This window comes from Sodalis sp. RH16 (assembly GCF_047324245.1).
Classification (GTDB): domain Bacteria; phylum Pseudomonadota; class Gammaproteobacteria; order Enterobacterales; family Enterobacteriaceae; genus Acerihabitans; species Acerihabitans ligni.
The window spans coordinates 4,293,112-4,304,644 of sequence record NZ_CP178737.1 but is presented as its reverse complement, the minus strand read 5'-3'; the positions used below and the strand labels follow the sequence as shown (position 1 = coordinate 4,304,644).

Here is an 11,533-nt window from a genome sequence, read left to right as displayed (position 1 = left end):
GAAATCCCCCGTTATCAGCCCCGGGCGTTTAACTTCTCCGCCCCCTTAGGGATGATTCGCCAGAACATCGGCGATGGTCAGCATCGCGGCGGCAATGTCGATGAGTTTCTTGTTCTGGCTCATCGCCAACCTGCGCAAGGCAGTATAGGCCTCTTCCTCGCTCAATCCCCTGTGCTGCATCAATAAACCCTTCGCCCGTTCAATTTGCTTGCGCTCCCCGAGGGTAACGCGCAGGGCGGACAGCTCCTGGTCCAGGGACTGCAAACGCCGATCCTGCTGCTGGATCAGACCCAGCAGCGAACGCCCCAGCTGCGGGCGCAGGCCGTCGCCGCCGAGCCAGCCCTCGGCCAGGCTGCCGCCCTCGCTGCCGGCGACAAACACCGCATAGTCCGGCGCCGGTTCCCCCCGGCGGCTCATCAGGGTCTCAATATCCGCCTGCTGGTCATCGCATGCCTGCTCGGCGGCGTCAATACTTCCCTGGCACCGCGCCATCAGCGTCCGCGCCAATCCGTCCTCTATTTGCTTCATGCCGTCCAGGCGCCGGCTCGCCAGGGTATACCAGCTCAGGCCCTCTTCCTGCGGCGCTGATCCCGCCTCGGTGCGGGTGCAGGCTATCCGCCGCAGACGTTCAAATCCGCTGTCCGCCTTCTGGTTCAACCAGCGCTGTGCGCTCTCTTCATCGGCGAAATCGACGAATCTTTCGAAACACTGCTCCTGGCTGTGGATAAGACCCACCAGCTGTTGCCGGACGCCATCGTCAAAATGTCCCGCGGTGAAGGCGGCGGCGCCCGCCGCCCGCTCCTGCCCGGCAAACTCCTTGCCCCGCATAAAGCTGAGCATGGCAATCAGCGCGCGCGCCACGGCCGGTTCGGCGGCGGTATCCGTCACCTCCGACACCAGCGCCAGCAAATGGCGGATAATATCGTTATAAAAAGCCGTCATCGCCGGCTGCGGCAGGGCGCGATCGCGAATTTGCCGGCGCAGCGCCGGCAGCATGGCGAGGGCGTAAACCACGCTTGCCACCCCGCTGAACAGGCGTGACGACTGCGGCAGGGCCGCCGTGGTTTTTTCCAGCCGGGCCAGGGAATCCAGCACCGGCGTCTGGGCGATATCCGCCTCCTCCACCCGCCGGGCGAGCTCATCGGCAAAAGCGGGGCCCGTGGAGCAAAGATAGAGGTTGGATGCCCCGCGTTCGCACTGCAGCGTATGGATAAGCTGGCTTACCCTGCCCACCAGTTCACCGTTTTTCAGCAGATGGCGCAGGTTATTGACTTCGCACCGGCGCGAAGCGAGAAGAAAATGAATGGCTGTGGAGGAGTCTGCACGCATGGGGTTTCCGTCCGGCTAAGCACCTGTGGAACAGCGCGGTTTAATGATATGTTTTTGCTGTTCTTTTCAAACACGCACCGAGAAGCATAGCCCTGATGTTACTACAGTTATCGCTATTCTTGCTATCGGTACAGAAATTCCTCCGGGTTAGCATCGGTTTTACCTGCAAAGCCGCCACATGGTCTACGCTACTATTGAACGGCATAAGAAATAATGACCGATGCGCGGATTACCCTTTGGATTCACTCACGGAGCAGGTGTGATGGCACAAGAAGCGGAACTTTATCCTCGAAGACATCCCCAGGCGGCGGACAGCGATCCGCAGGTATGGAACTGGGCCCGGAACTATCCGGTGGGCGCCCGGACGGCGGTACAGCGTCCGGAAAATGAAGCGCAGCTGCAAAAGATCGTCGCCGCCTGCCCGGGGAAAATCAAGGTCATGGGCAGCCGGCTTTCTCCCGGCGAACTGCTGCGTATCCAGGGACCGGGGGATACGCTTATCGATCCTTCGGCCCTGTCCGGATTAATGGCTTCCACGGCACAGACCGCGACCTTCGGCGCCGCCACGCCGCTGCACGAGGTTTACCGGACGCTGACGGAAATGGATCGGATGCTGCCCTGCTCGCCGGGGGTGATTGCGCTGCAAACCCTGGCCGGAGCCATCGCCACCGGCACCCACGGCCAAGGATTGGAACAAAGCTCGCTGGCGGACGAAGTCGTGCGGGTTCGCCTGATTCGCGGCGACGGCGAAATCATTGAGTTCACCGCCGATGATCCCCGCTTCGGCGCCGTTCAGCTGGCCCTCGGCGCTCTGGGAGTTATCACCGAAATTACCCTGCGCACCTGTGCGGCGCGTCTCTATACCTGCCAGAAAAGCGCCAGCAGCGCTGAGCATCTGCACAGCAAACTGTACGAATGGAATGAGCAATTTCCTTTCAATAAAGCCTGGTGGTTTCCCGCTGAAAATCAGGTGCATGTCTGGTGCGCCCGTAACGCCACCGCCGATGAAGAAGCGCGCTACCGGCTCAACAAACGGCAGCCGGTGATTCGCCCCAGCCGCGACAGCAGCCTGAATGCCACGGTGGACCGTACCCTGCGCCATATGCAGGATGACACCAAAATAAAAGAGAAAGAAGGCAAACCCTACCAAACCGTCACCCGCTTCAAGGATTTTTCCGACGTCACCGGCGATATCTATCAGCTTTTTTGCCGGGGCATCGCCACGCCGCAGATCAATATCGAAATCGGTATTCCCCTGCATCGTGCCGGCCGGGTCATCAATAAGATAAAGCAATGGCATAAAGACACCAACCCCCATATGCATTACCCCATTATCCTCAGATGTACCGGCCCTTCCGCCGCCTGGCTGAGTCCGGCCTATGGCGAAGCCACCTGTTTTTTCGGCTTTGTGGTGTATTATGCCGAAGACGGTTCGCTATCGCCGGACGGCGCGCGCTTTATTAACGAAGCGGAAAAACTGCTGGCGCAGGAAGGAGGACGACCCCACTGGGGGAAATATTACGATAAAGATCTCTATCACTGGCGGGAGCTATATCCGCAATGGGACCATTTTCGCCGGGTAAAATCCGCCCTGGATCCCGAGGGGAAATTCGCCAATGCTTTTATCGCCGAACTTTTTCATTAACGATTTAGCTATAAGTCCACTTTCCTATTAAACAGCCGCCCTCTGACGGGAGGAAAAAATATGCCCGCTTGGATAACACTATACACTCAGCCGTCCTATCTGCCGGGCGTCAGAACCCTGCGTAAATCCCTGGAAAATACCCGTACCCGTTATCCCCTGGTGGTGATGATAACGGAAAATATCGATGAACACAGCCGCCGGTTATTAACGGATGAAGGCTGTCTGGTGCGTCAGGTGAAGCCCGTCGCCCCCCGTGCCGGGGTGCCGGGAAATTACGCCAATGCCCGGTTTTCAGAAGTCTGGACAAAATTGGCGGCCTGGCGGATAACGGAATTCGGGCGGCTGGCCTTTGTGGATGCGGATATGCTGGCGATGAAAAACATCGACGAAGTCTTTGATTTTCCGCTGCCTGACGGACATATCGCCGCCTGCCACGCCTGCCGCTGCAACCCGCATCGCATCGCCACCTATCCCCGGGACTGGGTACCGGCCAACTGTTATTACAGCTACCTGCCGGAACACAACGGCGCGCCGCTGCCACGGCGATTTAGTCCCTATTTCAATTCCGGATTCATGCTGCTGACGCCGAACGACTCCACCGCCACCGAGCTGGAAAACAAGGTTGACGCCATTCGCAATCTCGCCGCTTATCAATTTCCCGAGCAGGATCTGTTAAATGAGTATTTTACCGGCCGCTGGCTGCCGTTGCCTTATATTTATAATGCGTTAAAAACGCTTTCCGTACAGCATGCTTCCCTATGGAATATATTCGAGGTAAAAAATCTTCATTATATTTTATCCAAACCCTGGCAGGATAATAACGGCAAGGACGACAACAACCCCTATAATGAATTGCACCAGCTATGGTGGAAAACCTATCGCCAAATCGGCTAACGCTAAAATCGCCAGCGCTGTCGTTATGCCGGAGATATGGGGAGCCTCCGTTCAGACTCCCTCTAAAAGCCATCAGATCATAAATTCTCTTTGCTTAAAAAGTTAATTCCGTGAGCAGCTCACTGCGGCGAATAATAACCTTTATTATAGCAAGGTTAATTCTCTGAGCTGCTCAGTAAAGTCTTTTTACAGCTAAGCAAATACATATTTGTTATTGGCGCTGGTGATAATTTACCTTTTAGACTCCCTCAATGTTAAGCACCTCAGAGATATTCTGTGAGCTGCTCACAAAATAATGAAGAGATGGTCAGATGTCAGTAGATTTCAAGACGCCCGCTGCTTCGGCAGGAAAAGAGCTGTCCTTAGGGGATAGCGCTTATCAGCATATTCGCCACGATATTCTGCGCTGCCGGTTATTACCGGGTTCGCTGATTACCGAGGCGGGATTAATGGAAATGTACCTGATTGGTAAAAGCAGCTGTCGGGTGGCGCTGGCGCGCTTGTGTCATGAGCATCTGGTGGAATCCCGCCCGCGTAAAGGCTATCGCATCGCCCCCATTACCGTGCAGGACGTGGAGGAGATCTTTACTCTGCGGGCCCAGCTCGAACCCCTGGCCGCCCGGCTGGCGGTAGGCCGGGTGGATATCAGCCTGCTCAAGGAGCTGGAAGCCGCCTGTCGCGTTGAGCTAAAGGCGCCGCTGCCTGAGCAGATCACGGTCTTTATGAACGCCAACAAGCGGTTTCATTTGGCCATCGTCGAAGCCTCCGGCAACAACCATCTTATCCGTACGCTGTCCAGCCTGATGGACGAAATGTCCCGGCTGGTGGCGCTGGGTTTCAACGTGCAAAAGGTCAAGCCGGAGATCAAACACGATCATAACGCCATGATTGCGGCGTTCGAAGAAGGGGATGCCCGGCGGGTGGAGCTGATTGCCCGGCGCCATATCGAAACCTTCCAGGCCATGACGCTGGAAAAAGTCTACGCCACCCTGAGCAAAGAGGGTGCGCTGCTGCCCATCCTCGACAGGAGCCTGTTCCAATGAGCGTCTCGTTACGGGAACCACAGGAAGCCGGGGCGGAGGTTATTCGCGTCGAGGGCATCGGTAAAAGCTTCGGACCCCTGCGGGTATTGGAAAATATCTCCTTCCAGGTGCGTCCGGGAGAAATCATCGCCCTGCTGGGGGCCTCAGGCTGCGGCAAAAGCACGCTGCTGAACATCCTCTCCGGCCTGTTGCCGCCGGACGAGGGCCAGCTCCTTATCCAGGACCGGCCCGCGGCGCAGTTCAACCGCTGGCAGACCGTCGGCTATCTGTTTCAGGAGGACCGCTTATTGCCCTGGCGCACGGTGGGCAAAAATATCCATTTCGGGCTGGAAAACGGCAACTACGATCGCAACGAGCGGCAAAAAAGGGTCGAGGAGGTGCTGCGCCTGGTTAACCTGCAAGACTTTGAACATTCCTGGCCGCACCAGCTGTCAGGGGGTATGCGCAGCCGGGTGGCGCTGGCGCGCAGCCTGGTGGCGGAACCGGAGATTTTGTTGATGGACGAGCCCTTTTCCAAACTCGATCCGCAAACCCGCAGCGTCATGCATAACGAACTGCTGCGGATCCAGCGGCTGACCGGCATGACCGTGGTTATGGTGACCCACGATGTGGAAGAGGCGGTGGTGCTGGCCGACCGGGTGGTGATCCTGCGGCCCAATCCCGGCCATATTCATCATATCCATCGCATCGCCCTGCCCCACCCCCGCGTGCCCACCAGTCCCGAGGTGGCCGAACAGGCTCGGTTGCTAAGGCTTGAGGTATAGGATGAAATCGAATTCCCCTCTATTCACCCTGGTGGTCCAGCGGCTGGTGCTGATTGCCATTTTCGCCGCCGTCTGGTGGCTGGCCTCCCGGCGCATGCCGTCATTCGTCTTGCCCGGCCCGGACAAGACCTGGCAGGCGCTGGTGGCGCTGTGGCAAGGACACCGGCTGTTCCACGATATCGGCATCACCTTTTCCCGGGTCCTGACCGGTTTTTTACTGGCCACCCTGGTGGGCACCCTGCTGGGACTTGCCCTAGGGGCCAATCGCGCCCTGGCGCAGTTTTTCGAGCCGCTGCTGGCGGTATTCAATACCGTCTCTTCGGCGATTTGGGCCATCTTTGCCATCATCTGGTTCGGCATCTCCGACGCCACCACGATTTTCGTGGTGTTCATGACCGCCATGCCGCTTATCCTCACCAATGTCTGGCAAGGTGCGCAAACCGTGGATGCCCACTACGTGGAGCTGGCGCGCAGTTTTCGCATGGGCCGCCTGCAAACCCTGTGGAAGATTTATCTGCCCACCATCATGCCCTATTTCTTTTCCGGCGCCCGGCTGGCCTTCGGCTTCGGCTGGAGGGTCTCGCTGGTGGCGGAAACCCTGGGGTCCTCCGACGGCATCGGCTATCGCCTGCGCCAGGCCGGGGACCTGGTGCAAACCGATCAGGTATTTGCCTGGACCCTGCTGCTGGTGGCGTTGATGCTGCTGCTGGAAGGGGGCCTGCTAAAACCCCTTGAACGTTACCTTTTCCGCTGGAAACAGCGCACACGGGATTGATTATCATGAAGAAAGTATTATTGGCCGCCGCCCTCGCCGCCGGTTTGCTGTTGGCGGCAGGTTCCCAGGCCGCGGATAAAATACGCATCGGTTACTGGACCAGCGGCGTCAGCCTGGGTTACGGCGCGGTGCTGGAAAGCCAGAATTTCCTGGCCAAACGTGGCATCGACGCCGAGTTCGTACATTTCCCCGACGTCAACGCGCCAATTAAAGCCTTGGCCTCCGGCTCCATCGACCTGGCCTTCGGCGCGCCCCTGGCGGGCGTGTTCAGCACCGCCGCCGAAGGGGTGCCCATCAAGATTTTCGCCGCCACCCAGCCGGCGGACGTACAGTTTGTCGTACCGGCCGGCTCCCCCATCACCAGCCTCAAGCAGCTGGCGGGTAAAAAAGTCGGCATGTCGCCGGCGGGCTCGTCGGTGGCGGTTATCGCCGCCACGATACTGCAGGAAAACTACGGCATCAAACCGGACGGTTTTTCCCTGATCGGCGGCAATGAGTCCCGCCTGGCCCAGTTCCTGGCGCAAAAGCAGATCGATGCCGCCGCCCTGCGCTCGTTAACCATCGATCAGCTCGACGAGCTTAAGGTGACCCCCATCGGCAGCTTCGCCGACGAATGGAAAAAACTCACCCACACCGACGCGGTGCCCTACATCGGCGTCGGCGCGGTGCGCGGCGACTATCTGCACAAACATCCCGACGCCGTGGCCCGGGTGATTGCCGCCCTTAGAGATACGTTGGCCTGGGGCCACGCCAATCCCGACGCGGCGGCGGCCATTTTGCAAAAACAGGCCAACCTGCCGGAAAAAGACGCCCGTGTTTATATGGGCCGCTGGGACAGCATGAATCGTCTCACCTTTGAACCGGCCGATATCGACACACTGAAACGACAGCACAGCGTATTTCTGCAAAGCGGCGCCATCAAAGGCGAGTTAAAAGACGACCTGTTCGATAATCGTCCCTACCTGGCCGCCAAATCCATCAAATAGGAGTGAGTTGTGAGCGATACCATGAAAGCCCTAGTCCTGACCCAGCACGGCGATCTCGACGAGCTGCGGGTGATTGATGATAAACCCCGCCCATCGGCCGCCGCCGGTCACGTGGTGGTGCGGGTGGGAGCATCTTCCTTCAACTACCACGACGTTTTCACCGTGCGCGGCATGCCGGGCATCAAGGTGCCCCTGCCGGTGGTTATCGGCCTCGATTTGGCCGGTACCGTCACCGAGGTGGCGCCGGATGTAAGCGACTGGAAAATCGGCGATCGCGTGTTGGTGAATCCGCTGAAGCCCGGCGTGGGCCTTATGGGTGAAATGACCGACGGCGGCATGGCGGAATATGCGGCGGTGGACGCCAAGCAGCTTATCCGCTTGCCGGCGGGAGTAGACTTTCCCCAGGCCGCGGCCCTGCCGGTGGCTTACGGTACCGCCCATCGCATGCTGGTCACCCATAACACCGTGAAGAAGGGCGATCGGGTACTGATACTCGGCGCCAGCGGCGGCGTGGGCACCGCCAGCGTCATCCTGGCCAAACATCTGGGCGCCGAAGTGATCGCCTGCGCCGGCAGCGAAGAAAAGGCCCAGGCATTGAAAGCGCTGGGGGCGGATCATGTGGTGAATTACCGCGAAACGGATTTCTCCAAATGGGCCATCGAACATTACGGCAAACCGCAGCGCCGCAGCTATGAAGGCGGCGTAGACGTGGTGATCAACTTCACCGGCGGCGAAACCTGGCGCCCCTCGCTAAAATGCCTGAAGCGGGGCGGCCTGCTGCTGGTGTGCGGCGCCACCGCCGGCTACGACCCGAAAGAAGACCTGCGCTATATATGGAGTTTTGAACTCACCGTCAAGGGCTCAAACAGCTTTTACCAAGAAGACCTTTCCGCCCTGCTGGACATGATTGCCGACGGCTCCATCGACCCGCTGATCGACCGGGTATTGCCGCTGGAACAGGCGGCGGAAGGGCTGCGGCTGATCCGCGACCGCGAAGTGCTGGGCAAGGTCATAGTGACGCCGTAACAAATCACCGGATCCACGGACTCCCGTGGCGCGGAAGGCCCGCTATCACCGGACGTGACAGCGAGCCTGTTAAAGGGAGACCGTGCCGATGGGGTCGAAGCGGGCGTGGTTTTCCCGCCCGCCGGAGCGCCCCATGGCGCGGTAGGCCCGCTAACACCGGACGTGACAGCGAGCCTGTTAAAGGGAGACCGTGCCGATGGGGTCGAAGCGGGCGTGGTTTTCCCGCCCGCCGGAGCGCCCCATGGCGCGGTAGGCCCGCTATCACCGGACGTGACAACGCACCCGCGCACCGCCTTCAAATTTCAACATTCTTGAGGAGTAAGATATGGCAGAGATTCAGATTCCCGACGCCGCCGACGTACAGGCCCGGCTGTTAAAAGGCCCCTACCACCAATGGTTGGGCCTCGAAGTCCTGTCTGTGGGTAAAGGGGAAATCAAGATCCAGGCCCGCTTTCGCGACGAGTGGATAGTGAACGTAGCCGGCGGTTACATCCACGGCGGCATTCTCGCCGCGCTGGTGGATCTCACCGCCGACTGGTCACTGGTGGCCTATACCGGCAAAGGCGTACCCACCCTGGATTTACGGGTGGACTACCATCGCCCGGCACGGGGAAATTTAACCGCCGTCGGCCAGGTCATCAAAATAGGCAAACAATTCTCCAGCGCCGAAGCCCGGATTTACGACAGCGAAGGCGCGCTGGTGGCCAGCGGACGGGGACTCTACTCCACCGCCACCGCCTGAGGAAATCACATGAACCTCTCCCTTGATCACCTGGTGATAAACAGCCACTTCGCCGTTGAAAAGACGGCGGACATCTTCCGCGGACTGGGGTTCACCCTCACGCCCCGCGGCGTCCACTCCCTGGGTTCGCTAAATTACCTGATAATGTTCCCCGGACATTATCTGGAACTGGTGGGCCTGCCGACCCAGGGAGACAAAATTCGCCGTGAACTACTGGAAAGCCCGCCCGGAATCGACGGATTGGTGTTCGCAAGCCCCGACGCCGCACACACCGCCCGGCAGCTGAGCCAGGCGGAGTTTTCCTTGCAGCCGGTGCAATCCTTCTCCCGCGAGGTAGTGAGCAAAGACGCGCGAGGAGTGGCCCGCTTCACCACCGTTCGCCTCGCCGCCGGGGAATTCCCCGCCGGACGGGTCTATTTCTGTCAACACCATACCCCGGAGTGGGTCTGGCGCCCCGAATGGCTATCGCACCAAAACGGGGTCAGCGCCATCGACGAACTGACCCTGGTGGCCGACGAGCCGGAACAGCAAAAACAGCATTTCCGCCGTCTGGGCGATACAGATGAACGATTCCGGCTGACTATCATGCATCGCGACGAATTCGCCCGCCGCTGCGGCGGATTAATCCAGCCGCCCGCCGGGCGGGACAGCCTGTTCGCCGCCATAAGAATGCGCGGCGGCGACGGCGAGCGCATCGCCCGTGATGCGGCGGCCATGGGCATGCCCGTGCGCCGGGAGGGAGAACGGCTGCAGGTAGCCCTGCCCGATTTAATGACCTTACTCGAGTTCTTGCCATGACAGAGCTAATCCTGCCCAAGACCACCAATCTGGGCGCATTGATCGATCCCGCCCTGGACGGCGGCCAACTGGCTTTTATCGCTCCGCTGGACGGCGGCGGCGATGAACGGCTGACCTTCGGCGCACTGGACGCACGGGCGGACGGCATTGGCCGCGCCCTGCTGGCCCGCGGGTTTTCCCCCGGCGATCGCATCGCCATACTCGGCCGCAACTCCATTGATTATGTCGCCAGCCTGCTGGGCATTTTGCGCGCCGGGCTGGTGGCGGTACCCGTCAACTTCAAATTCCCGGTAGAAACCCAGGAGAATATTTTACGCGACAGCGGCGCGCGTCTGCTAATGGGGGACCCGGATCACCTGGCCGCCACCGGCTACGCCATTCCTCGCGTGGTATTCCGCTCTTCACAGGCTGACGGTCTGAAGGCGTTTGAAGACCCCGGCGCGCTGCCCCTCTTTAACCCCAAACCGGAAGATCTGGCGCTGCTGCTCTATACCTCCGGCTCCACCGGCATGCCCAAAGGGGTGCGGCTGACCCATGCCAGCCATCTGTGGGTGGTGCGCAGCCGGCTGGCCAACCGGGAACTCACCGGCGAGCGGGTGCTGATTGCCGCGCCGTTGTACCATATGAACGCCCTGGCGCTGGTGCTGCTGACCCTGGCCAGCCATGTGACCACCGTGCTGCTGCCCCAGTTCAGCGCCGCGGCCTATATCGATGCCATTACCCGCTATCGCTGTACCTGGCTGACCGCGGTACCGCCGATGATCGCCATGATGCTACGGGAAAAAGCCCTGCTGCAGCACAGCGACCTGTCCAGCGTCCGGGTGGTGCGCATGGGATCGGCCCCGGTGAACGCCACCCTTTACGCGCAAATCGGGCAACTGCTGCCCTCGGCCCGCATCATCAATGCCTTCGGCACCACCGAGGGCGGTCCGGTGGTGTTCGGTCCCCATCCCCAGGGTATCCCCACTCCACTGCAATCCTCAGGCTATCCCCATCCAGAGGTTCAGGTCCGCCTGCGGGACGGCGAGGGCAATCTGACGGATAACACCGGCGTACTGGAAATGAAAAGCCCCGGCCTGATGCAGGGATATCACCAGCGTCCCGATATCAAACCGCCGTTTACCGATGACGGTTTTTATATTACCGGCGATGTTTTCAGCCGTGACGAAAACGGGTTTTATACCTTTGTCGGCCGCGTGGACGATATGTTCGTCAGCGGCGGGGAAAACATCTACCCCGGCGAAGTGGAGCAAATCATCGAGCGGCACCCGTCGGTACAGCAGGCCTGCGTGGTGCCGGTGCCGGACGACATCAAAGGAACCAAACCCACGGCCTGGGTGATTTTGCGGCCGGGACATAGCGCGACGACGGAGGAACTGAAACAGTTCACCTTGCGCCACGGCGCCGCCTACCTCCACCCGCGGCATATCTGGCTGGTGGACAGCTTTCCCCTCGCCGGGTCCAATAAAGTGGATCGCCGGGCATTGCAACGGGAAGCCGAGCGGCGCATTAACCAACAATAACGGAGCAT

General features: G+C 59.8%; 11 protein-coding genes. 10 read left to right on the top strand and 1 reads right to left on the bottom strand.

All coding sequences use genetic code 11. The features are described from left to right. Nucleotides 1–45: 45 nt before the first annotated feature. Complete coding sequence (locus ACL2XJ_RS19730; RefSeq protein WP_413724218.1) at nt 46–1,329, bottom strand: nitrate- and nitrite sensing domain-containing protein; 1,284 nt, start codon at nt 1,327–1,329, stop codon at nt 46–48. A 262-nt stretch (nt 1,330–1,591) separates the two neighbouring features. Here ACL2XJ_RS19730 and ACL2XJ_RS19725 point away from each other — a divergent pair, with 262 nt between their 5' ends. The 10 genes from ACL2XJ_RS19725 to ACL2XJ_RS19680 all read left to right on the top strand — a co-directional run bounded on the left by ACL2XJ_RS19725 (nt 1,592) and on the right by ACL2XJ_RS19680 (nt 11,525). Continuing rightward, nucleotides 1,592–2,974, top strand: a complete 1,383-nt coding sequence (locus ACL2XJ_RS19725; RefSeq protein ID WP_413726928.1) for a D-arabinono-1,4-lactone oxidase — start codon at nt 1,592–1,594, stop codon at nt 2,972–2,974. A 60-nt stretch (nt 2,975–3,034) separates the two neighbouring features. Then, nucleotides 3,035–3,868: a glycosyltransferase family 8 protein gene (locus ACL2XJ_RS19720; protein WP_413724217.1), complete on the top strand. Its 834-nt coding sequence runs from the start codon at nt 3,035–3,037 to the stop codon at nt 3,866–3,868. 311 nt (nt 3,869–4,179) lie between these two features. Beyond that, complete coding sequence (locus tag ACL2XJ_RS19715; protein ID WP_132921937.1) at nt 4,180–4,911, top strand: GntR family transcriptional regulator; 732 nt, start codon at nt 4,180–4,182, stop codon at nt 4,909–4,911. Further along, nucleotides 4,908–5,675, top strand: coding sequence for an ABC transporter ATP-binding protein (locus ACL2XJ_RS19710; protein ID WP_203521737.1), 768 nt, complete (start codon nt 4,908–4,910; stop codon nt 5,673–5,675). Before ACL2XJ_RS19715 ends, ACL2XJ_RS19710 begins: the two co-directional genes overlap by 4 nt. Before the next feature lies 1 nt (nt 5,676). Continuing rightward, on the top strand, nt 5,677–6,450 hold the full coding sequence (locus ACL2XJ_RS19705) for an ABC transporter permease (RefSeq protein WP_413724216.1): 774 nt from the start codon (nt 5,677–5,679) through the stop codon (nt 6,448–6,450). A gap of 5 nt (nt 6,451–6,455) precedes the next feature. Beyond that, complete coding sequence (locus tag ACL2XJ_RS19700; RefSeq protein ID WP_413724215.1) at nt 6,456–7,436, top strand: ABC transporter substrate-binding protein; 981 nt, start codon at nt 6,456–6,458, stop codon at nt 7,434–7,436. Nucleotides 7,437–7,445: 9 nt separating this feature from the next. Further along, nucleotides 7,446–8,462: a quinone oxidoreductase family protein gene (locus ACL2XJ_RS19695; protein WP_132921941.1), complete on the top strand. Its 1,017-nt coding sequence runs from the start codon at nt 7,446–7,448 to the stop codon at nt 8,460–8,462. A 325-nt stretch (nt 8,463–8,787) separates the two neighbouring features. Beyond that, complete coding sequence (locus ACL2XJ_RS19690; RefSeq protein WP_132921943.1) at nt 8,788–9,204, top strand: PaaI family thioesterase; 417 nt, start codon at nt 8,788–8,790, stop codon at nt 9,202–9,204. A 9-nt stretch (nt 9,205–9,213) separates the two neighbouring features. Continuing rightward, nucleotides 9,214–10,002 carry a VOC family protein gene (locus tag ACL2XJ_RS19685; protein ID WP_132921944.1) on the top strand — a complete coding sequence of 263 codons (789 nt, stop codon included), beginning with the start codon at nt 9,214–9,216 and terminating at the stop codon, nt 10,000–10,002. Further along, the gene (locus tag ACL2XJ_RS19680) at nt 9,999–11,525 is read left to right on the top strand and encodes a class I adenylate-forming enzyme family protein (RefSeq protein ID WP_132921945.1); all 1,527 of its coding nucleotides are present in this window, start codon (nt 9,999–10,001) and stop codon (nt 11,523–11,525) included. Before ACL2XJ_RS19685 ends, ACL2XJ_RS19680 begins: the two co-directional genes overlap by 4 nt. The last annotated feature ends 8 nt before the right edge of the window (nt 11,526–11,533 follow it).